The sequence below is a fragment of the Burkholderia glumae LMG 2196 = ATCC 33617 genome (genome assembly GCF_000960995.1).
GTDB classification, from domain to species: Bacteria; Pseudomonadota; Gammaproteobacteria; order Burkholderiales; family Burkholderiaceae; genus Burkholderia; species Burkholderia glumae.
This window is the reverse complement of sequence record NZ_CP009434.1, coordinates 1,859,029-1,880,416: the sequence shown is the minus strand read 5'-3', so window position 1 is coordinate 1,880,416 and position 21,388 is coordinate 1,859,029. Positions and strand designations below refer to the sequence as shown.

Here is a 21,388-nt window from a genome sequence, read left to right as displayed (position 1 = left end):
GCGGCTTCAGCCGAGTGCCTGGTTGACGACGCCGAACACGCGCATCCGCGCGTCGCGCGCGGGCACCTCGCCGCGCGCCATCGCCACCACCGTATCGACGCGCGGCAGGCCGAGCCCCTGCAGCCAGGCCGACAGGCCGCTGTCGGCGGGCACGTCCAGGCGCAGGAACTTCTCCTCGTGCAGCGCGAGCCAGTGGCTGATGAGCGCCTGCGCGCGCAGCGTGTCCGGCGCGATCACCGGGCCGATCACATGGCCGCGGCCGAAGCGGCGGAACAGCGCGAAGCCGAGCAGCTCGCCGTCGCGATCGAGCGCGATGCCGTTGGCGTGCTCGAGCAGCGCCTCGATCACCGCGCCGCGCTCGTAGCCGGCCGCGCGTGACGCGAGCGCGGCCAGGCGCGGGCCATCGTTGATGCCGAGCGGGCGCAGGCGCTCGCCCGGCGGCAGCGAGACGAGCGGCGGCCGGAACGCCGCGCCCTGGTGCTGATCGACCGCGCCGATCGCGCGGAAACCGAACTTCGCATAGAGCGGCTCGCCGGCCGGCGTGGCATGCAGGAACACGGTGCGCGTGCCGAGGCTGTCGACCACGCGCGAGAACAGCTCGCGGCCGATGCCGCGGCCCTGGTGCTCGGGCGACACGATCACCATGCCGAGCGAGGCGTGCGCCTGGCCGAACGGCCAGCCGAGCGCGGTGCCGATCACGCCGGTTTCGTCCTCGGCGACGAAGCCGCTGCCGAGCCGATGCACGAAGCGCCAGTCGTCGAGCCGGTGCGGCCACTTGACTGCCGTCGACAGCTGATGCGCGGCGGCCAGATCGGTTTCGGCGAACGGGCGATAGGTAAGCGTGTGGGAAGGATCGAGGTCGGCCACGCGGAACTCCAGGACGGTAGGAATGACCTGTCACTCTGCCAGCCCCGCTGCGGCCCGGATAGGACGATTCGCCTGTTTTGCCGGCGCCGTGCCGGCACCGCCGCGGCGTTCACGGGCAGGCCGCGGCGCGCTCGCGACGGCCGCTGGCCGGCTGCGCCGGCGCGCGGCCGGGCCGCGCCGCAGATCGTGCTGTCCGCGCTCGGCAACTCGCGGCGAATCTGCGTTTCGCGCGGCGGCAAACGATGTGCGAACGGCTTTTTGCCCTGTTCCAATCTCGTTGAACCCAGCCCGTCCCCGGCCCTGCCGGGGCTTCATACCGACAGGACGTCACCATGATTCAATTTGAGCCGAAGTACATCACGTTCGACTGCTACGGCACGCTGATTCACTTCCGAATGGCCGAGATGGCGCGCGAGGTCTATGCCGACCGGCTCTCGCCGGTCGCGCTCGAGCAGTTCGTGCGCGCGTTCGCCGCCTACCGGCTCGACGAGGTGCTCGGCGCCTGGAAGCCGTTTCGCGAGGTCGTCGTCAATGCAATTCGGCGCACCTGCCAGCGGATCGGCGTGAAGTTCGACGAGGCCGAAGCCGAGCGCTTCTATCTGGCGGTGCCGACCTGGGGCCCGCACCCGGACGTGCCGGCGGGCCTGTCGCGGCTCGCGACCAAGTACAAGCTGGTGATCCTGTCGAATGCCTCGGACGACCAGATCATGAGCAACGTCGACAAGCTCGGCGCGCCGTTCCATGCGGTCTTCACCGCCCAGCAGGCGCAGTCCTACAAGCCGCGCATGCCCGGCTTCGAATACATGTTCGACCAGCTCGGCTGCAAGCCGGAGGACGTGCTGCACGTATCGTCGAGCCTGCGCTACGACCTGATGACGGCCGACGATCTCGGCATCCGCCACAAGGCGTTCGTCAATCGCGGCCACGAGCCGGGCACGCCGTTCTACAACTATTACGAAGTGTCCGACATCGGCCAACTCGCCACGCAGCTCGGCCTGTAGGTCGGCCTACAGGCCGCCTACAGGCGGCGCCCGCGCCGGCGGGTCGCGCGGAAATGGGACAGACCGGTCTGGTGCACCTGCCGGCCGAAGCCGCCGGCCGGCGCCATGCCGTGCCTGCCGAAGCGGCCGCCGGCGCCTCGCGATCGCGGCCGGCCTCGCGCCGGCCTCGCGCCGGCGCTCGGCGTCGCGCCCACCTCGCGCCTTGCCAATGTCTCTCGCGCCGCGCCGGCAGGCACCGGGCGCCGCGGCTCGCGGCTCGCGGCTCGCGGCCGGCCGGCGGCGCGCCGCGGGCACGCAGCAAATCATGCTGCGCGGGCGGCTCAAAACGGTCGATTCGGATGGTGCGGGCGGCCCGAATCGCGACAAACCGCATTTTTGCGATGCTTAAATGATTTCGCGTCGGCATGACGTTGCGCCCGCCACCAGCAGCCGGGCGCGCCGGCAGCGAAGCGCCACGCTGGACCCCAGGACCCACTTACCACAGTCAGGAGCAGTACGGATGAGCGACGATATCGACAATGGCGGCGGCAAGGCCGGCTTCACGCGCCGCGACATGATGCGGATCATGGCGGCGGGCTGCGTGATGTCCGCCGGCGCCGGCGGACTGCTGGTGGCGCCCCGGGCGGCCCACGCCGCGAGCGCGCCGAAGCGCGGCGGGAAGATACGGGTTGCCAACGAATCCAGTTCGACGGCCGATACGCTGGACCCGGCCAAGGGGTCGAACAGCGCGGACTACATCCGCTTCTTCATGTTCTACAGCGGCCTCACGCAGCTCGATCAGAGCCTGACGCCGCAGATGAATCTCGCCGAGTCGCTGCACACGACCGACGCGAAGACCTGGGTCATCAAGCTGCGCAAGGGCGTCACGTTCCACGACGGCAAGCCGGTCGGGCCGGCCGACGTGCTGTATTCCCTGATGCGCCACAAGAACGCGGCCACCGCCTCGAAGGTCAAGACGCTCGCCGACCAGTTCGCCGAGGCGAAGGCGAGTGGCCCCGGCGAGGTCACGCTGACGCTCGCGAGCGCCAACGCCGACCTGCCGGTGATCCTCGCCACGCCGCAGCTGGTGATCGTCAAGGACGGCACGACGGATTTCAGCGCCGGCATCGGCTGCGGCCCGTACAAGCTGAAGTCGTTCCAGCCCGGCGTGTCGACCGTCGGGGTGCGCAACGACAGCTATTTCAAGGCGGGGATGCCCTACCTCGACGAGATCGAGCTGATCGGCATCAGCGACAGCGCGGCGCGCCTGAACGCGCTGCTGTCGGGCGACGTGCATCTGATCAACGCGGTCGATCCGCGCTCGACCCAGCGGGTGGATGCCACGCCCGGCTATGCGCTGAAGGAAACCAAGTCGGGCCTCTACACCGACCTGATCATGCGCAGCGAAAACCCGATCACCGCGAAGCCCGAGTTCGTCGAAGGGATGAAGTACCTGTTCGATCGCAATCAGATCCGCTCGGCGGTGTTCCGCGGCTACGCGGTGGTCGGCAACGACCAGCCGATTCCGCCGGAGCACCGCTATTTCAACGCGTCGCTGCCGCAGCGCCCATACGACCCGGACAAGGCGAAGTTCCTGTTCCAGAAGGCCGGCGCGCTCGGCACCACGCTGCCGCCGATCTATGCGACCTCGGATGCGAACGGGTCGATCGAGATGGCGGTGCTGCTGCAGCAGGCCGGGCAGAAGATCGGGCTGAACCTGCAGGTCAATCGCGTCTCGTCGGACGGCTACTGGTCGAACCACTGGATGAAGCATCCGCTCGGCTTCGGCAACGTCAACCCGCGCTCGAGCGCCGACGTGCTGTTTACGCAGTTCTTCAAGTCGGACGCGCCGTGGAACGAGTCGGGCTGGAAGAACGCGCGCTTCGACCAGTTGCTGCTGGCCGCCCGCTCCGAAACCGACGACGCCAAACGCAAGCAGATGTACGGCGAGATGCAGGTGATCGTGTCGCAGCAGGGCCGGGTCGGGATTCCCGCCTTCATCAGCTTCCTCGACGGGTACGACAAGCGCATCGGCGGCCTGGGCTCGATCCCCACCGGCCCGATGATGGGCAGCATGTTCGCCGAATACGTCTGGTGGAATGCCTGAGGCCGTCGCCCGCCGCCGCCACGCTCGACCTTCTCGGGAGTCTTGCTTCATGAACCGGACCCTCATCGGCCTGATCGGCCGGCGCATCGCGGTGACCGCGCTGACCCTGCTGATCGTCTCCGTGATCATCTTCACGATCACCAACCTGCTGCCGGGTGATGCCGCGCAGGCCGCGCTCGGCCAGTCGGCCACGCCGGAGACGGTCGCCGCGCTGCGCCTGCAGTTCGGCCTCGACCTGCCGGCGCACGTGCGTTACCTGCACTGGCTCGCGGGGCTGCTGCACGGCGATTTCGGCCGTTCGCTGTCGGGCGACCTGCCGGTGTCGGAGATGATCGGCGGGCGGCTCTCGAAGTCGCTCACGCTCGCGGCGATCACCACCGCCGTGTCGGTGCCGGCCGCGCTGCTGCTCGGCATCGCCGCCGCGGTCAAGCGCGAGTCGCTGGTCGATCGCGTGATCAGCCTGGGCACGCTGTCGCTCGTCGCCACGCCGGAGTTCCTGATCGCGACGATCGCCGTGCTGCTGCTGGCGGTCAAGCTGCACTGGCTGTCCGCGCTGTCGTACAGCGGCCCGATCGACGGCCTGCACGACTTCCTGCGTGCCTATGCGATGCCGGTCATGACGCTGTGCGCGGTGGTGATCGCGCAGATGGCGCGCATGACGCGGGCCGCGGTGATCGAGCAGTTGAGCGCGTCCTACGTCGAGATGGCCGTGCTCAAGGGAGCGAGCCCCAGCCGCGTGGTGCTGCGCCATGCGCTGCCGAACGCGATCGGGCCGATCGCCAACGCGATCGCGTTGAGCCTGTCGTACCTGCTCGGCGGCGTGGTCGTCGTGGAGACGATCTTCAACTATCCGGGCCTCGCGAGCCTGATGGTCGATGCCGTCGGCAATCGCGACTTTCCGCTGATCCAGGCCTGCACGCTGATCTTCTGCGTGGCCTACCTGATGCTCGTGCTGTTCGCCGATCTCTGCTCGATCGTGTCGAACCCGCGACTGCGCACCTGAGTGCTTCGTTTTTCCTCCGAGACGCCTCCTATGCAACCGTTCGAACCCACTCGACGCGACAAGGCGCTGCCGCCTTCCGGCGACCGGCGCCCGCCGTGGCGCGGCGCGACGCCGCCCGCCGCGAGTTCCCCCGACCAGCCGCGCAGGCGCCGCGTGATGCGCCTCGGCCTGACGGCGGGCGGCCGCGTCGGCCTGGCGATGGTGGGCCTGATGCTGGCCGTGGCGGTGTTCGGGCCGCTGCTCGCGCCGCACGACATCGGCACGCTCGTCACGAGCGACGTGTTCGCGCCGTTCAGCGCGAAGCTGCCGTTCGGCTCCGACTACCTCGGCCGCGACATGCTGAGCCGCATCCTGTACGGCACGCGGCTGACGGTGCTGCTGGCGCTGGCCGCGGTGCTGCTCGCCGCGCTGACCGGCACCACGCTCGGGCTGCTCGCCACCGTGTCGGGCCGCGCGCTCGACGAAACCATGAGCCGGCTGCTCGACGCGCTCACCTCGATCCCGTCGAAGATGTTCGCGCTGATGTTCGTCGCGGCGTTCGGCTCGTCGCTGCCGCTGCTGGTGCTGACCGCCGCGGTCAGCTACATGCCGGGCTCCTACCGGATCGCCCGCGCGCTGGCGGTGAACCTCAGCACGCTCGAGTTCGTGCAGGTCGCGCGGGCGCGCGGCGAGAGCGCGCTGTACATCGCCTGCGTCGAGATGCTGCCGAACATGATCCACCCCATGCTGGCCGACACGGGGCTGCGCTTCACCTTCGTCGTGCTGCTGCTGAGCGGCCTGAGCTTCCTCGGGCTCGGCGTGCAGCCGCCGTATGCGGACCTCGGCTCGCTGGTGCGCGAGAACATCGCGAGCCTGGGCGACGGCTCGGCCGTCGCGATCGTGCCCGCGGTCGCGATCGCGATCCTGACGGTGGGCGTCAACCTGCTGATCGACGGCTTGCCGCATCGCGGCCGCCGCCGCGGCGCGGTCACGGGAGAACACTGATGCGCGATCAATCGACTCCGCTCGTCGAGGTGCGCGGCCTGCGCGTGGTCGGCGGCCGCCCCGGCGGCGCCGAAACCACCATCGTCCACGACCTGGACTTCGAGATCGGACGCGGGGAAGTGCTCGCGCTGATCGGCGAATCCGGCTCCGGCAAGACCACCGTCGCGCTGTCGCTGATGGGCCATGCGCGCGCCGGCTGCCGGATCGCCGGCGGCTCGGTGAAGTTCGCCGGCACGGACGTCCGCACGCTCGCCGCGCCCGCGCTTGCCGCGCTGCGCGGCCGCCGGATCGCCTACATCGCGCAGAGCGCGGCGGCCGCGTTCAACCCGTCGCGCACGATTCTGGACCAGGTGATCGAGAGCGCGCTGATCCACCGGACCGCGAGCCGGCGCGCAGCGCAGGCGAAGGCCGTCGAGCTGTTCCGCGCGCTCGCGCTGCCCGAGCCGGAGACGATCGGCAGGCGCTATCCGCACCAGGTGTCGGGCGGCCAGCTGCAGCGGCTGATGGCGGCGATGGCGCTGATCACCGATCCCGACCTGGTGATCCTCGACGAGCCGACCACCGCGCTCGACGTGACCACGCAGATCGACGTGCTGCAGGCGTTCAAGCGCGTGCTGCAGCGCAGCGGCACCAGCGCCGTCTATGTCTCGCACGACCTGGCGGTGGTCGCGCAGATGGCCGACCGCATCGTCGTGCTGAGCGAGGGCGCGATTCGCGAGGTGGGCGAGACCGCGCAGATCCTGCACGCGCCGGCGCATCCCTATACGCAAAGCCTGATCGCGGCGGTCACGCCCGGCGGCGGGCCGCGCGCGTCGCGACCGGCGCCCGCGGCGCCCGCGCCGCTGCTCGAGGTGCGCGGCGCGGTGGCCGGCTACGGCGGCCGCGACCGGCAAGGGCGGCCCGCGAAGACGATCCTGCACGAGGTGGACCTGCGCATCGGGCGCGGCCAGACGGTGGGCGTGATCGGCGAATCCGGGTCCGGCAAGACGACGCTCGCGAAGATGATCGCCGGGCTGGTGCCGGGCACGGGCGGCCAGATCCTGCTCGACGGCGAACCGCTCGCGCTCGATGTCGGCAAGCGCAGCAAGGAGCAGCACCGGCGCGTGCAGATCGTGTTCCAGAACGCCGACACCGCGCTCAATCCGGTGCACACGGTCGAGCGCACGCTGGCCCGGCCGCTCGCGTTCTATCACGGCATCCGGGGCGCGCACGCGCGGCAGCGGGTGGCGCAGCTGCTGGAACTCGTGCGGCTGCCGCAGGCGCTGGCCGCGCGGCGCACCGGCGAGCTCTCGGGCGGGCAGAAGCAGCGCGTGAACCTGGCGCGCGCGCTGGCCGCCGAGCCCGACCTGATCCTCTGCGACGAGGTCACCTCGGCGCTCGACACGGTGGTCGGCGCGGCGATCATGGATCTGCTGCGCGACCTGCAGGCGAAGCTCGGCGTGTCTTACGTGTTCATCACGCACGACATCGCCAAGGTGCGCGCGATCAGCGACGACATCGTCGTGCTGTATGCGGGACGCCGCGTGGAGACGGGCAGCCGCGATGCGCTGTGCGCGCCGCCTTATCACCCGTATTCGCACCTGCTGGTGTCGTCCGCGCCGGAGCTGCGCGCGGGCTGGCTCGACGCGGCGTCCGAGCGCTGCCATCGCCCGCTGGTGCCGATCGGCGAGCGCGCCGACGATGCCGAGCTGTGCGCGTTCCTGGCGCGCTGCGCGATGCGGGTGGACGGCGTGTGCAACCGCACCGCGCCGGCGCTGCGCACCCTCGATAACGGCGCGCAGGTGCTCTGCCATCGCAGCCAGGCGGACCTGATGCGGTTCCAGGCCGAGCCGGCCGGTCAGGCATAGTCTGCTGCCGCGGCCGCGCAAAACAGCGCATCGGGCGTGTGCCGCCTGCGAATACGCAGCAACCGCGCTTTTTATCGGTGATTAAATGATTCTCGACGAATCGCCGTCACCGGCATGCAAACGAAGGATTCGATGAAACTGGAATCGTACTGGCTGGATACCCGTCCCGCGTTTCGCGCCGGCAGCGAGGGCCCCGTCGAAGGGCACGCGGACGTGGTGGTGATCGGCGGCGGCTTCACCGGGCTGTCGGCGGCGCTCGCGCTCGCGCAGCGCGGGGTGGCGGTGACCGTGCTGGAGGCCGCGCAGGTCGCGGGCGAGGCGTCGGGCCGCAACGGCGGCCAGTGCAACACCGGCGTCGCGCAGGATTTCGCCTCGCTCGCCGCGCGCATCGGCATCGAGCCCGCCAAGCGCTTCTATCTCGCCTACGAAAGCGCGGTCAAGAGCGTCGAGACGCTCGTCGCCGAGCAGGCGATCGACTGCGATCTGCGGCGCGCGGGCAAGCTGAAGCTGGCCGCGAAGCCGCAGCATTTCGCCGGGCTTGCCCGCAGCTTCGAGGTGCTGCGGCACGGCGTCGATCCCGATATCGAGCTGATCGAGCCGGCGCGGATTCGCGACGAAGTGGCCTCCGACGGCTTTCACGGCGGGCTGCTGCAGCGAAACGGCGTGCAGATGCACATGGGCAAGTTCGGCGTCGGGCTCGCCCATGCCGCGGCGCGGGCCGGCGCGCGGCTCTACGAGCACGCGGCCGTCACGAAGCTGGAGCGGCTCGGCGGCGAGCGCCACGCGGTCACCAGCACGCGCGGCACGATCCGCGCCGACCGGGTGCTGGTGGCCACCGGCGCATCGCAACAGGGGCCGCTCGCATGGTTCCGGCGCCGCATCGCGCCGGTGGGCAGCTTCATCGTGGTCACCGAGCCGCTGGCCCAGGCCCGGCTGGACCGGCTGCTGCCGCAGCGCCGCGCCTACGTGACCTCGCGCCAGATCGGCAACTATTTCCGCGTGACGCCCGACAACCGGCTGCTGTTCGGCGGGCGCGCGCGCTTCGCGATGTCGAGCCCGCGCTCGGACGCGAAAAGCGGGGAGGTCCTGCGCGCCGGGATGCTGGGCTATTTTCCCGAGCTGGCCGACCTGAAGCTCGACTACTGCTGGGGCGGGCTGGTGGACATCACCGCCGACCGCCTGCCGCGCGCGGGCCAGCACGACGGGCTGCACTACTCGATGGGCTATAGCGGCCACGGCGTGCAGATGTCGGTGCACATGGGCCGCGTGATGGCCGACGTGCTGTACGGCGCGACCGCGTCGAATCCGTGGCGCGAGCTCGACTGGCCGGCGATCCCGGGTCATTTCGGGCGCGCGTGGTTCCTGCCCTTGGTCGGCGCCTACTACCGGGTGCAGGATTTCCTGCACTGAGGCGGGCGCCGGGGAGAATTCGACATGACAGTGCAATCCGGCGGGCCGCCTCGCGTCGCGCAGCCCATGTCGCCGGCGATCGGCGACGTGCTGCGCACCATCGAAGCCTCGTTCGCGCAGCCGCTGAACCTCGACACGCTCGCCGCGGTGGCGGGCCTGAGCGTGTCGCGCTTCACCGCGCGCTTTCGCAGCGAAACCGGGCTGTCGCCGCACCGCTACCTGTGCCTCGTGCGGGTCCGGCGCGCGCAGGACCTGCTGCGCGCGGGGCTCGCGCCGTCGGTGGTCGCGACCGACGTCGGCTTCTTCGACCAGAGCCACTTGTGCCGGCATTTCCGGCGCGTGCTCGGCATCACGCCGCGCGACTACATGGCCGCCCGGGCGGGCGGCGCGGCGGCGCGCAGGCCGCTGGCGCGCCCGCCTGCCGGGCGCCGCGCCGCGGCCTGCCACGCGGCATGAGGCGCGGCATGGGGGGCACGGCCGCCCCGGCGTCGCCGGCCGGCGAGCCGGTGAACGACGATCGACGATATCGCGCGGCGGCGCTCAGCCAAGCCGCCGCGCACCGCACAGGAGCAGAAATGACCGCAGCGTTCGTATTGCATCGTGCCGACGGCACGGCCCCTTCGACCGAGTTCCGCAGGCAGGCGTTCGGCGCGCACGATCCGTTCGCGTCACATCGCGAGATCGCGTGGCAAGGGCCCGACGCGATGGCCGCCGGACGCCTGAGCCTGGTCGGCGAGTTCGAGCTGGCGGGCTTTCCGCACATCGAGACGATCGTGGTCGTCGACGGCGAGCTGACGCTCACGGCGCACGGCGCCGCGCCTCGCGTGCTGGGCCCGCGAGAGGGCGCCGTGATCGGCGCCGGCAGCGCGCTGCGCCTCGCCGCGCGCGCCCCGGTGCGGCTGGTGTTCTGCGCGGCCGCCTGCGCGGCGCCGACCCGGCGCGGCGTGCTTGCGCTGCGCGCGGAGGCCGACTTCAAGCCCTCGGCGACGCTGCCGCCGGAAGTGCTGCTCGGCCCGGCCCCGCAGTGCCGCAGCGACAACGTGTTCGACGACGACGCGGCCGCGTACTGCGCCGGCATCTGGGATTCCACGCCCTATCACCGGATCGTGCGCCCCCATCGCGTCAACGAGTTCATGTTCCTGCTGGCGGGCGGCGTGCGGCTCGCCGCGCCCGACGGCAGCGTGCTGTCGCTCACGGCCGGCGACGCGCTGTTCCTGCCGCGCGGCACCCCGGTCGGCTGGGAAAGCAGCGAACGCGTGTCCAAGTTTTATGTCGTGCAGAACGTCGCCGCCTCTACCGCCCGAGACTGAACCATGTCCCCTCCGCTTCGCCATATCGAAACCCTCGCAACGCTGCCGGCCTCGGCGGATGTCGTCGTGATCGGCGGCGGCATCGTCGGCGTGTTCACCGCCTACTACCTCGCGCGGCGCGGCGTATCGGTCGCGCTCGTCGAGAAAGGCCGGATCGGCGCGGAGCAGTCGAGCCGCAACTGGGGCTGGTGCCGCCAGCAGAACCGCGACGAGCGCGAATTGCCGATGGCGAGCAAGAGCATCGACCTATGGGAGCGCTTCGCCGCCGAAACGGGCGAGGACACCGGCTTTCGCCGCTGCGGGCTGCTGTATCTGAGCAACGACGAGGCCGAGCTGTCGCGCTGGGCCAGCTGGGGCGAGTTCGCGAAAACCGCCGGCGTGACCACCTACATGCTCGACGGCAAGCAGGCCACCGAGCGCGGGCACGCCACCGGGCGGCCCTGGAAGGGCGGCGTGTTCTCGCCGAGCGACGGCACGGCCGACCCGGGCAAGGCCGCGCCGGCGGTGGCCGCCGCGCTGATGAAGCTGGGCGGCAGCGTCCACCAGTCCTGCGCGGCGCGCGGCATCGAACTCGAGGGCGGGCGGGTGGCCAGCGTCGTGACCGAAGCCGGCGTGATCAGGACCCGGACCGTCGTGATGGCCGGCGGCGCCTGGGCGTCCTCGTTCTGCCGCCAGCTCGGCATCCGCTTTCCGCAGGCGTCGATCCGTCAGTCGATCCTGAGCGTGGCGCCGGTCGCGCGGCCGCTGCCGGAGGCGATGTACACCTCCGGCGTGTCGGCGACGCGCCGCAGCGACGGACGCTACGCACTGGCGATCAGCGGCCGCGCGCGGGTGGACCCGACGCCGCAGTTCCTGCGCTTCGCGCCGCAATTCGTGCCGATGTTCGCCAAGCGCTGGCGCAATCTGCTGCCGGGCGGCCTGGAAGGGGTGCGCGGCGGCCACGAAACGCTCAAGCGCTGGCGGCTCGACGCGCCCACGCCGATGGAGGCGGTCCGCATCCTGGACCCGAAGCCCGACATGCCGACGGTCAGGGAAACCTACCGCCGCGCCGCCGAGCTGCTGCCCGAATTGGGCGACGCGAAGATCACGCATGCCTGGGCCGGCTTCGTGGACAGCACGCCGGACGGCGTGCCCGGCATCGGCGAGGTGGCGGGCGTGCCGGGGCTAATCCTGGCGGCCGGCTTTTCCGGCCACGGCTTCGGGATCGGGCCAGGCGCCGGCCACCTGATCGCCGATCTCGCCACGGGGGCGCCGCTGCTGGTCGACCCGCTGCCGTATCGGCCCGGCCGGTTCAACGATGCCGCCTGGGGCAAGGTCGCCGATTTCTAGCCGGCCCGGCGCGAGGCGATCGCGCGCAGGCGGGCGGCGGCCCCTGGCGCGGGGCGGATCGATCCGCCTCGCGCCGGCGCGGCAGCCGGTTCTGACAGATTGGGAGTGCCTGATGCATTTCAGTTCCTACTGGCTCGATACGTCGAAGCCGTTCGCGAGCGGCTCGGCCGAATTGCGTGAGCGGCACTGCGACGTGTTGGTGGTGGGCGGCGGTATCACCGGCTCGGCGGCGGCCCTGGCGCTGGCCAAGAAAGGCGCGCGCGTGACCGTCTGCGAGGCGGGCACCGTCGGGCAGGCGGCCTCGGGGCGCAACGGCGGCATGTGCAACAACGGCTTCGCGCAGGATTACGCGTCGCTGGCGCAGCGCATCGGCCCGGAACTGGCCAACCGGCTCTATCTCGCGTTCGATGCGGGCGTCGACCTGGTCGAGCGGCTGGTCAGGGAGGAGTCGATCGATTGCGACTTCGTGCGCAGCGGCAAGCTCAAGCTCGCCGCGAAGCCCGAGCACTACGACAAGCTCGTGCGCAGCCAGGCGCTGCTCGCGGCGAGCGTGGACCCCGACACCCGCATGCTGAGCAAGGCGGCGCTGCGCGACGAGATCGGCTCGGACCGGTATCATGGCGGCCTGCTGTTCGGCAAGAGCGCGGGGATGCATGTCGGCCGCTACGTGCGCGGCCTGGCGAGCGCCGCGCAGGCCCGCGGTGCGCAGATTCTCGAGCACGCGCCGGTGCTCGGCCTCGAGCGCCGGGCGGACGGCGGCTACCTGGCGCTGACGCCGCTCGGCGAGATCCGGGCGTCCCAGGTGCTGCTTGCCAGCGGTATTTCGCAGCTCGGCCCGTTCGGCTGGATTCGCCGCCGGGTGGTGCCGGTCGGCGCGTTCATCATCGTCTCCGAGCCGTTGTCGAGCGAACGGCTCGACCGCTTGCTGCCGACGCGCCGGATGGTCACCGACACCAAGCAGTTCGTCAACTTCTTCCGCGTCACGCCGGACCAGCGCATGCTGTTCGGCGGGCGGGCGCGCTTCGCCACCTCGAACCCGCGCTCGGACCAGAAGAGCGGGCTGATCCTGCGGCGGCAGATGGCCGCCGTGTTTCCGGATCTGGCCGACGTGCGCATCGACTATTGCTGGGGCGGCATGGTGGACATGACGGCCAACCGGCTGCCGCGCGCCGGCGAGCGCGACGGCGTGTATTACTCGATGGGCTATAGCGGCCACGGCACGCAGATGGCCACGCTGATGGGCACGCTGATGGCCGAGATCATGGACGGGCGTGCCGATCTCAACCCCTGGAAGGATTTCGACTGGCCGGCGATTCCCGGGCATTTCGGCAAGCCCTGGTTCCTGCCGCTCGTCGGCGCCTGGTATCGACTCAAGGACACCCTGCAATGAACTCCCCCGTTGACCTCCTGCGGCAAGCCGGCAGGCTGGATCGTTTCTTCATCGACGGCAGCTGGGTGCTGCCCGAGGGCGGCGACCGGTTCGCCGTGGTGTGCCCATCCACCGAAGCCACGCTCTGCGAGATCCCGCTCGGCGGCGCGCCCGACGTCGAGCGCGCGGTGCGCGCCGCGCGGCGCGCCTTCGAGCCCTGGGCGGCCACCCCGCCGCAAGCGCGCGCCGCGGTGCTCGACCGCATCCATGCCCTGATCCTCGAGCGCGCGGAGCGCTTCGCCACCGCGCTGGCGATGGAAATGGGCGCGCCGATCGGCTATGCGCGTGCCGCGCACGTGCCGCTCGCCGCCGAGCATATCCGGGTCGCGCGCGACAATCTCGCGAGCTATCCGTTCGTCACGCGGCGCGGCACCACCGCCCTCATGCGCGAGCCGATCGGCGTGTGCGCGCTGATCACGCCGTGGAACTGGCCGATCTATCAGATCACCGCGAAGGTCGGCCCGGCGCTGGCCGCCGGCTGCACGGTGGTGCTCAAGCCGAGCGAGCTGTCGCCGCTCAGCGCGCTGCTGTTCGCCGAGGTGATCGACGACGCGGGCGTGCCCCCCGGCGTGTTCAACCTGGTCAGCGGCAGCGGTGCGCAGGTGGGCGCCGCGCTGTCGGCGCACCCGCAGGTCGACATGGTGTCGATCACCGGATCGACGCGCGCGGGCGTGCTGGTGGCGCAGGCGGCCGCGCCGACCGTCAAGCGCGTGGCGCAGGAGCTCGGCGGCAAGTCGCCGAACCTCGTGCTGCCGGATGCGGACCTGGAGCGGGCCATCGCGCCGGGCGTGGCCGCCGCGTTCCGCAACCTCGGGCAGTCGTGCAGCGCGCCGACCCGCATGATCGTGCCGCGCCACCTGCTCGGCGCCATCGAGGCGCGTGCCGTCGCGGCGGCGCAGGCGCTGGTCGTCGGCGATCCGTTCGCCGAGGCGACCACGCACGGGCCGCTCGCCAACCGCGCGCAGTTCGGGCGGGTCGCGCAGATGATCGAGGCCGGCTGCGCGGAGCGCGCCAAGCTGATCGCCGGCGGGCCGGGGCGCCCCGCCGGCCTCGACAAGGGGTTCTACGTGCGGCCGACGATTTTCTCCGAGGTGCGCACGGACATGACGATCGCGCAGCAGGAGATCTTCGGCCCGGTGCTCGCGATCCTGCCTTACGATACCGTGGACGAAGCGGTCGCGATCGCCAACGACACCGTCTACGGGCTCGGCGCGCACGTGCAGGGCACCGACATGGCGCGCGTGCGCGCGGTGGCCGCGCGCATCCGGGCCGGGCAGGTGCACCTGAACTATCCGGCATGGGACCCGCAGGCGCCGTTCGGCGGCTACAAGCAGTCGGGCAACGGCCGCGAGTACGGGATCGAAGGGATGGAGGAGTACCTGGAGCTCAAGTCGGTGCTGGGCTACTACGACTGACGCGGCCGCGGCGCGCCGATGCGCCGGCAGGGCAGCAGGCAAGCCGTTTATTTTTCGAAGGTGCCGAAATTGGAACACGCCGTCATTTCCGACACGTCGCTGAGCACGCATCAGGCACACTGGGCCGGATTGCGCCGCGATCTGCACGCGCATCCCGAGCTGCGGTTCGAGGAGCACCGCACCGCCGACGTCGTCGCCCGCGAACTGGAGTCGCTCGGCTATTCGGTGGCGCGCGGGCTGGGCGGCACCGGTGTGGTGGCCAGCCTGGCCGGCACCGACCCGGCACGCGGCATCGTGCTGCGCGCCGATCTGGACGCGCTGCCGATCCACGAGGCCAACGATTTCGCGCATGCCTCGTGCGCGCACGGGATCATGCATGCCTGCGGCCATGACGGCCATACGGTCATGCTGCTGGGCGCCGCGCGCATGCTGAAGTCGCTGCCGCCGCTGCCGGGCAGCGTGCATTTCGTGTTTCAGCCGGGCGAGGAGGGCGGCGCGGGCGCGCGCAAGATGATCGACGACGGGCTGTTCGAGCAATATCCCACCGAAGCGGTGTTCGGCATGCACAACTGGCCCGGCTTGCCGGCCGGGCAGTTCGGGCTGCGCACCGGGCCCATCATGGCCGCGGGCTCGCGCTTCCGGATCACGGTGCGGGGCAAGGGCGCGCACGCGGCGCAGCCGCATCTGGGCATCGATCCGGTGCCGCTCGCCTGCCTGATGGTGCTGCAGTGCCAGACCATCGCCGCACGGCACAAGGACCCCGTCCAACCCGCCGTGATTTCCGTCTGCATGTTCCAGGCGGGCACGACCGACAACGTCATTCCAGACACGGCCGAGCTGCGCGGCACGATTCGCACCCTGTCGTCCGAGCTGCAGCAGAGGCTGCAGCGCGACGTCCGGCAGGCCTGCGAGGGGCTGGCCGCGGCGCAGGGCGCGCAGGTCGAGGTGGAGTTCTTTCAATACTATCCGGCGACGGTCAACACGCCGGCCGAGACGGCGCTGTGCGAAGCGGTGATCCGCGACACGTTCGGCGAGGCACGCCTGCACCGCGAGGTGCCGCCGAACATGACGTCCGAGGACTTCGGCTTCATGCTGGAGGCGCGGCCGGGCGCCTACGTGCTGATCGGCAATGCGCCGGACGGCGCGGCCGCGGCGGCGCTGCATCACCCGAAATACGATTTCAACGACGCCATCATTCCGGCCGGCGTCCGGTACTGGGTGGCCCTGGCGCAGCGTTACTTCGGCCGCGCGGCCTGAGGCGCCGGGGCGCCGCGACCGGCCGGCCAGGCCGCATGGGGTGACGGCCGGCGGCGGCGGTGCCTTGGCGGCCGCCTCAGGCCGTCACGCCCTCGATGCCGAGGATCGCATCGATCTGCGCGGCCAGCGGCCGAGCGCCGAAGGCATGCCGGAACAGCGCGCTGCCGACCGTGAAGCCCCATGCCGCCGCATCGCGCATCGCCCTCACGCGCGCCGGCCGGTCGATGCTGCCGGCCGCGATCACCGGCAGCTCGACCGCTTCGACGACGCGCCGCGCCAGCTCCGCGGGCGCGCCGCTGCCGGCCAGCCGATAGGCCAGCAGGTCGAGACCGTGGACGCCGGGCAGCGAGGCGAGCCGGCGCGCGTCGTCGACGATCTCGTCGATGCTCCCCTCCAGCACGGTCGGATGGCCGACGGTGCGCCCCGCGAACGGAAAATACCGGATCGGCGCGCCGCGCAGCAGCGGCAGCGCGTCTTCGACATGGCGGCCGCCGAGCAGGTAGTCCACGCCGATCTCGAGCGCCGCGCCGATCGATGCCAGCTCCGCCTCGCGGCTGGTGGCGACCACTTCCAGCACGACTTCGCGGCCGTCGGCACGGATGCGCCGCGCCAGTTGCACGAGCATCGCCACCGGCAGGCCAACGTCCTTGAAGCCGACGAATCGCAGCGGGCTGTCGCGCAGGCTGTCGTAGACGGCCAGGGCGTCGCCGACGGTTGCGTCGTTCTCGGTCAACATCAAAATGAAGTGGGACACGTCAGGCTCCGGTGACGGGTGAAGGGCCGCGTGGCTGCTGATCCACGAGATGCCGCATCATTATCCGACGGGCGGGCCGCGCCCGACGCCGAGCCAGCCCAGCCAGGTGCCGTGGCCGGTGCAGAGGCGGGCCGAGGGCCGGCTCACGGCGGGGGGAGCCGGATCGGCATGCGCGTCGCCTACGGCGCGGCGCACCGCGCGAGCGGCGCCGGGTGCCGCGAGGTTCGCGGCTTCGCGAGGCGGGCCTCGGCGGCCGGCCGGGTCAAGCCCGCCACGGCACGGGGTCGAAGGCGCGCTTCGCCGCATCGAGGAATACCCGCTGACGAATCGTCAGCCCCTGGCGGGTGGGCGTGAGCGCGATCACGGGCGCCGGATCGAGCCGCCATGCCGGCAGGACGCGCACCAGCCTGCCTTCGGCGAGCAGCCGCACGCAGTCCCATTCGGAGCGGGCGACGACGCCGAGCCCGTCCGCCGCCCAGTCCCTCACCACGGTGCCGTCGTTCGACGACAGGACGCTCGTCAGCCTGACCGTCACGGCCTTGCCCGCGCGCCTGCCCGCGGCGTCGTGCTGTGTGAAGCGCAGCCGGGTGACTTCCTCGTCGTTCTCGCGCAGCGCGAGGTACGGGTAACGGCCGAGTTCGGACGGATGCCCGAGTTCGGACAGGCTGCGCGCCAGGGCGGGGCCGGCGCACAGCAGGCGCTCGTTCGGCGCCAGCCAATGTCCGACCCACGAGGAGCCCTTGATGGGGCCGATGGAGATCACCACATCGGCACCCGATGCCGCGGCCAGCGGACTTTCCACCAGGATCAGCGAGACCGCGAGCCGGGGATGCGAGCGGTGCAGGCTGCGGATCAGCGGCGCCACGTAGGCGCGCCCGAACCCGAACGGCGCCACCACGCGCAGGTGGCCGCTCACGCCGTTGGCTTGGTCCGAGAGGCGGGACGGAAGCGACTCGATCCGCTCGAGGATGTCGATGGCCTCCTGGATCAGGCGCTGTCCCTCGTCGGTCAAGGAAATGCCCCTCGCCGCCCGCGTCGCGAGGCTCACGCCCACCCGTTGCTCGATGCGCCGGAGCCGTACCGTGACGGCGGGCGGCGTCAGGTCCAGCAGCCGTGCCGCGGCCGCGAGCGACGGCGAGGCGCCCAGCGCGCGCAGCAGTTGCATGTCTTCGAGTTGAAGCATTCACCCCCCATCGATGATTCGCTCATCCCATAGTAGACAGGCCAAAATATCTTTTCCTGGATTGGCGCCGGGCCGGCCGCGCCGGCGCTGGCCGTTCGGCCGCGAGGCGGGCGCGGTTTGCCGCCGGGCGCCGAACGGCGCCGCGAGTCACCAGCCATAGAATCGCGGCCAGGTCTCGATGCTTCCGTCCGGCTTGACGGCCTGGTAGGCGGGATGCTGCGCGCCGGTGGCGCAAGCGTGGTTGGGGAGGATGCGCAAGCGCGTGCCGATCGGCAAGCGCTGCTCGATTGCGTGGTCCGGCGCGCCGGAGCGCGACACGATGCCGTGCTCCTGGTTCGCGCCGCTCATCAGGTAGCCGTCCAGCACCTCGCCGTTCTCGAGGCAAACCAGTCCGTAGCCGAAGTCGCGCTTCTGGCGCTGGGTGCCGCGGTCCCGGCTCATCGCCATCCAGCCGGCGTCGACGATGGCCCAGCCTTTTTCGCGCTGGTGGCCGATCACCGTGGTCAGGACGCTCAGCGCCAGCTCGGACAGCCGGCTCACGCCCACGTTGTGCATGACGAGATCGAACAGCACGTAGACGCCCGCGCGCACCTCGGTCACGCCGTCCAGCCGCTCGGCGGCCAGCGCGGTCGGCGTCGAGCCGATGCTGACGGCCTGGCACGACAGGCCGGCCGAGCGGATGCGTTCGGCGGCCCGCACGCTGCGCGAACGCTCCTGCTCAGCCAGGCGAACCAGGGCGTCGTGGGTATCGTGCTCGTAGCTGGAGCCGGCGTGCGCCATCACGCCGCCCAGGTGCATGCCGCCGCCCACCAGCGTCGCCGCGACCGCGAGCAGCGCCTCGTCCTCGGGATCGAGGCCCGAGCGGTGGCCGTCGACATCGACCTCGATCCAGACCTCGAAGCTTTCCCCGTGCTGGCGGCCGAACGCGACGATGGCTTGGGCGCAGGCGACGCTGTCGGCGACGATCTTCAGGTCGCAGCCGCGCCGGCGCAGGGCCAGCGCCTGCGCGAGCTTCGCCGGCGCGATGCCGACCGCGTAGACGATGTCGCGAACGCCGAGCGCGAAGAACTGTTCGGCCTCCTTGAGCGTGGACACCGTGATGCCTCGCGCGCCGGCCTCGAGCTGCGCCGTGACGACCGGCGCGCACTTGCTCGTCTTGATGTGCGGCCGGAAATTCACGCCGAGCGCGTTCATGCGCTGCTGCATCCGTTCGATGTTGCGGTTCATGCGCGCGACGTCGATCAGCGCGGCGGGGGTATTCAACGACTCCAGATTCATCTCTCGCTCCGGATCATGCGGCACACGCGGCGCGGCACCGGCCTCGCGCGTTCGGATCGGCCACTATACGAGCGGATCGAGGCTTTGTGCTTAACGGCCGATAAAGCGCTCGTTAAGCCCGGCTGAAGGCTCGGCCGGCGGCGCGCGGCGCATGTCGGCCCGGCTGCCGGCCGGGGCGGGGCGCCAGCGCCCCGCGCTACCGCCGGGCGCGAGCAGGCCGCGGCCGGCAAGGCGCCGGCGCCGAACCGCGCCGCGCCGAAGCCGTCATGGTCGTGCCGCCTGGCCGCGGCGCTCGCGCGCCTCGATGACCTCCGGATCGCCGCCGTCATGCATGGCGTCGACCAGCGCGGCGCGATGCTGGAGCACCGCGCGCTGGTTGATCGAGCCTTTGTCGGTCACCTCGCCGAGATCGAGCGAGGGCGGCACCGCCAGCAGCCGCAGCCTGGCAATCAACGTCGCGCTGCCGGTGGCGTGCTGGTTGAGCTTGTCGAGCAGCGCCGCGAAGAACGCCCGCACCGCCGGCGCGTTGAGCACGTCCGCCACGCCCGCGTCCCGGCCCAGGCCCGCGAGCGAGCGGCAGGCGTCGACACGGGGAAACACCATGGCGCCCACTTCGTCGCGATTCATGCCGGTGATGACCGCGTCCTGCACATAGGGCGCGCCCTCCGAGATGATGCGCGCGCGCATCGGCCCGACGCTCACGAAGGTGCCCGAGCCGAGCTTGAAGTCCTCGGCGATGCGCCCGTCGAAGGCGAGCCCCAGTTCCGGCCGCTCGCTGTCGACGAAACGCACGGCGTCGCCGCTGCGGTAGTAGCCTTCGTCGTCGAAGATCTCCGCGTTGGCGGTGGGCATGCGCCAGTAGCCGCGCATCACGTTCGGCCCGCGGAAACGCACCTCGAACTTGCCGTCGACCGGCGCGATCTTCGCCTCGCAGCCCGGCGCGGGCAGGCCGATGTACCCCGCGCCCGATACCGGGCCGGTGGTGAACAGGCACGAGGGGGCGGTCTCCGTCATGCCGAGCCCCGCCATGATGCGGATGCGCTCGCCGCAATGCGCCAGCGTCACGCGCTCGAGCCGGTCCCAGGCGGCCTGGGACAAGCCCGCGCCGGCAAAGAAGTACAGCTTCACGCGCGAGAAAAAGCGCTCGCGCAGCGCCGCATCGGCTTCCAGCGCGGCCGTCAGTTCCTCCCAGCCCTTGGGCACGTTGAAGAACACGGTGGGCGCGATCTCGTGCAGATTGCGCACCGTCTCGTCGAACTTGCCCGCCACCGGCTTGCCGCCGTCGATATACAGCGTGCCGCCGTTGTACAGCACGATGCCGACGTTATGGCTGCCGCCGAACGTGTGGTTCCACGGCAGCCAGTCGACCAGCACCGGCGGCTCGATACCGAACTGCGGAAAGGTTTCGAGCAGCATCTGCTGATTGGCGCACAGCATCCGGTGCGTGGTCGGCACCGCTTTCGGCAGACGCGTCGAGCCGGAGGTGAACAGAAATTTCGCGATCGTGTCGCCATCCACCCGTGCGTGCGCCGCATCGACGTCGCGCGGGAGCGTGTCGAGCAGCGCCGCAAACGGCGTGGCGCCGCCCGCGCCGGGCGCCACGCCGACCCGCTCGACGTCGCGCGGCAAGGCCGCGTCGAGGCCGGCCGCATAGGCCGCGAGGTCGTCGGCGAACACCAGGCCCGGCGTGAGCAGCTCGAACACGTGGCGCAGCTTGCCGAAATCGCCCGAGATCAGCGAATAGGCGGGCGAGACCGGCGCATAGGGGATGCCCGCCCACATCGCGCCCAGTGCCATTTGCAGGTGCTCGATGCTGTTGCCGGACAGGATCGCGAGCGGCCGCTCGGCGCTCAGGCCGCGGCCGAGCAGGGCCTCGCCGATCGCGCGTGCATTCTCGAGCATCTGCGCGTAGCTCACGCCGCGCCAGGCGCCTTGCGCGTCGCGCTGCGCCACCAGCAGCCGGTCGGGGTGCGCTTGCGCGCCACTGACGAGCCGGTCCGTGAAGCGCGACGGATAAGCGCCGAGCGGCGCGCTCGCGCGCAGGTACCAGCACTCGCCGCGACGCTCGACATGCGGTGCGCTGGCCTGGATGGCGACATGCCGGTATCCGGCTGGGTTCGCCAATCCAAGGCGGTGGTCCGTTTCCAAGGCCTGTCTCCTGGTTGGGCCGCGGCGTTTGCCCCGTCGCGTCGCTGCGATCGCGGCGGGGCGCGCGGCATGGCATGCTCGCTCGCG

The 21,388-nt window shown here is 71.2% G+C and carries 17 protein-coding genes; 12 read left to right on the top strand and 5 right to left on the bottom strand.

Translation table 11 applies throughout. The features are described 5' to 3' along the window. Window positions 1-6: 6 nt before the first annotated feature. The gene (locus tag KS03_RS09015; RefSeq protein WP_012733819.1) at window positions 7-867 is read right to left on the bottom strand and encodes a GNAT family N-acetyltransferase; all 861 of its coding nucleotides are present in this window, start codon (window positions 865-867) and stop codon (window positions 7-9) included. 332 nt (window positions 868-1,199) lie between these two features. Here KS03_RS09015 and KS03_RS09010 point away from each other — a divergent pair, with 332 nt between their 5' ends. The 12 genes from KS03_RS09010 to KS03_RS08950 all read left to right on the top strand — a co-directional run bounded on the left by KS03_RS09010 (window position 1,200) and on the right by KS03_RS08950 (window position 15,938). Continuing rightward, the gene (locus KS03_RS09010) at window positions 1,200-1,868 is read left to right on the top strand and encodes a haloacid dehalogenase type II (protein ID WP_012733821.1); all 669 of its coding nucleotides are present in this window, start codon (window positions 1,200-1,202) and stop codon (window positions 1,866-1,868) included. 499 nt (window positions 1,869-2,367) lie between these two features. Continuing rightward, window positions 2,368-3,954: an ABC transporter substrate-binding protein gene (locus KS03_RS09000; RefSeq protein WP_012733823.1), complete on the top strand. Its 1,587-nt coding sequence runs from the start codon at window positions 2,368-2,370 to the stop codon at window positions 3,952-3,954. A gap of 49 nt (window positions 3,955-4,003) precedes the next feature. Beyond that, window positions 4,004-4,957 (top strand): ABC transporter permease, encoded by a 954-nt coding sequence (locus tag KS03_RS08995; protein ID WP_012733824.1) that lies wholly within the window; start codon window positions 4,004-4,006, stop codon window positions 4,955-4,957. Window positions 4,958-4,987: 30 nt separating this feature from the next. Further along, window positions 4,988-5,941 carry an ABC transporter permease gene (locus KS03_RS08990; RefSeq protein ID WP_012733825.1) on the top strand — a complete coding sequence of 318 codons (954 nt, stop codon included), beginning with the start codon at window positions 4,988-4,990 and terminating at the stop codon, window positions 5,939-5,941. Further along, complete coding sequence (locus tag KS03_RS08985) at window positions 5,941-7,788, top strand: ABC transporter ATP-binding protein (protein ID WP_012733826.1); 1,848 nt, start codon at window positions 5,941-5,943, stop codon at window positions 7,786-7,788. Before KS03_RS08990 ends, KS03_RS08985 begins: the two co-directional genes overlap by 1 nt. 132 nt (window positions 7,789-7,920) lie before the next feature. Further along, window positions 7,921-9,198 (top strand): NAD(P)/FAD-dependent oxidoreductase, encoded by a 1,278-nt coding sequence (locus tag KS03_RS08980; protein WP_035979552.1) that lies wholly within the window; start codon window positions 7,921-7,923, stop codon window positions 9,196-9,198. A gap of 24 nt (window positions 9,199-9,222) precedes the next feature. Next, window positions 9,223-9,654: a helix-turn-helix domain-containing protein gene (locus tag KS03_RS08975; RefSeq protein WP_012733828.1), complete on the top strand. Its 432-nt coding sequence runs from the start codon at window positions 9,223-9,225 to the stop codon at window positions 9,652-9,654. 119 nt (window positions 9,655-9,773) lie between these two features. Then, window positions 9,774-10,508 (top strand): cupin domain-containing protein, encoded by a 735-nt coding sequence (locus KS03_RS08970; RefSeq protein ID WP_035979406.1) that lies wholly within the window; start codon window positions 9,774-9,776, stop codon window positions 10,506-10,508. Between the two features lie 3 nt (window positions 10,509-10,511). Then, the gene (locus tag KS03_RS08965; RefSeq protein ID WP_012733830.1) at window positions 10,512-11,837 is read left to right on the top strand and encodes an NAD(P)/FAD-dependent oxidoreductase; all 1,326 of its coding nucleotides are present in this window, start codon (window positions 10,512-10,514) and stop codon (window positions 11,835-11,837) included. Between the two features lie 112 nt (window positions 11,838-11,949). Continuing rightward, a complete protein-coding gene (locus KS03_RS08960; protein ID WP_012733831.1) occupies window positions 11,950-13,227 on the top strand; it encodes an NAD(P)/FAD-dependent oxidoreductase in 1,278 nt (425 codons plus the stop codon). After that, the gene (locus tag KS03_RS08955; RefSeq protein ID WP_012733832.1) at window positions 13,224-14,681 is read left to right on the top strand and encodes an aldehyde dehydrogenase family protein; all 1,458 of its coding nucleotides are present in this window, start codon (window positions 13,224-13,226) and stop codon (window positions 14,679-14,681) included. The genes KS03_RS08960 and KS03_RS08955 overlap by 4 nt, the downstream gene beginning before the upstream one ends. Window positions 14,682-14,750: 69 nt before the next feature. Then, window positions 14,751-15,938 carry a M20 aminoacylase family protein gene (locus KS03_RS08950; protein ID WP_035980719.1) on the top strand — a complete coding sequence of 396 codons (1,188 nt, stop codon included), beginning with the start codon at window positions 14,751-14,753 and terminating at the stop codon, window positions 15,936-15,938. Window positions 15,939-16,014: 76 nt separating this feature from the next. Here KS03_RS08950 and KS03_RS08945 read toward each other — a convergent pair whose 3' ends face one another. From KS03_RS08945 to KS03_RS08930, 4 genes are all read right to left on the bottom strand, one after another. Next, window positions 16,015-16,692, bottom strand: a complete 678-nt coding sequence (locus tag KS03_RS08945) for a beta/alpha barrel domain-containing protein (RefSeq protein WP_012733834.1) — start codon at window positions 16,690-16,692, stop codon at window positions 16,015-16,017. 262 nt (window positions 16,693-16,954) lie between these two features. Beyond that, window positions 16,955-17,875, bottom strand: a complete 921-nt coding sequence (locus KS03_RS08940; protein ID WP_012733835.1) for a LysR substrate-binding domain-containing protein — start codon at window positions 17,873-17,875, stop codon at window positions 16,955-16,957. Between the two features lie 147 nt (window positions 17,876-18,022). Next, window positions 18,023-19,153: a DSD1 family PLP-dependent enzyme gene (locus KS03_RS08935; RefSeq protein ID WP_012733836.1), complete on the bottom strand. Its 1,131-nt coding sequence runs from the start codon at window positions 19,151-19,153 to the stop codon at window positions 18,023-18,025. A gap of 264 nt (window positions 19,154-19,417) precedes the next feature. Beyond that, window positions 19,418-21,301, bottom strand: a complete 1,884-nt coding sequence (locus KS03_RS08930) for a feruloyl-CoA synthase (RefSeq protein WP_012733837.1) — start codon at window positions 21,299-21,301, stop codon at window positions 19,418-19,420. Window positions 21,302-21,388 lie beyond the last annotated feature (87 nt).

Bases quoted from the DNA above. Each gene is read 5' to 3' on its own strand.
- KS03_RS09010 (WP_012733821.1), top strand. From the start codon at position 1,200: ATGATTCAATTTGAGCCGAAGTACATCACGTTCGACTGCTACGGCACG.
- KS03_RS09000 (WP_012733823.1), top strand. From the start codon at position 2,368: ATGAGCGACGATATCGACAATGGCGGCGGCAAGGCCGGCTTCACGCGC.
- KS03_RS08995 (WP_012733824.1), top strand. From the start codon at position 4,004: ATGAACCGGACCCTCATCGGCCTGATCGGCCGGCGCATCGCGGTGACC.
- KS03_RS08990 (WP_012733825.1), top strand. From the start codon at position 4,988: ATGCAACCGTTCGAACCCACTCGACGCGACAAGGCGCTGCCGCCTTCC.
- KS03_RS08985 (WP_012733826.1), top strand. From the start codon at position 5,941: ATGCGCGATCAATCGACTCCGCTCGTCGAGGTGCGCGGCCTGCGCGTG.
- KS03_RS08980 (WP_035979552.1), top strand. From the start codon at position 7,921: ATGAAACTGGAATCGTACTGGCTGGATACCCGTCCCGCGTTTCGCGCC.
- KS03_RS08975 (WP_012733828.1), top strand. From the start codon at position 9,223: ATGACAGTGCAATCCGGCGGGCCGCCTCGCGTCGCGCAGCCCATGTCG.
- KS03_RS08970 (WP_035979406.1), top strand. From the start codon at position 9,774: ATGACCGCAGCGTTCGTATTGCATCGTGCCGACGGCACGGCCCCTTCG.
- KS03_RS08965 (WP_012733830.1), top strand. From the start codon at position 10,512: ATGTCCCCTCCGCTTCGCCATATCGAAACCCTCGCAACGCTGCCGGCC.
- KS03_RS08960 (WP_012733831.1), top strand. From the start codon at position 11,950: ATGCATTTCAGTTCCTACTGGCTCGATACGTCGAAGCCGTTCGCGAGC.
- KS03_RS08955 (WP_012733832.1), top strand. From the start codon at position 13,224: ATGAACTCCCCCGTTGACCTCCTGCGGCAAGCCGGCAGGCTGGATCGT.
- KS03_RS08940 (WP_012733835.1), bottom strand. From the start codon at position 17,875: ATGCTTCAACTCGAAGACATGCAACTGCTGCGCGCGCTGGGCGCCTCG.
- KS03_RS08935 (WP_012733836.1), bottom strand. From the start codon at position 19,153: ATGAATCTGGAGTCGTTGAATACCCCCGCCGCGCTGATCGACGTCGCG.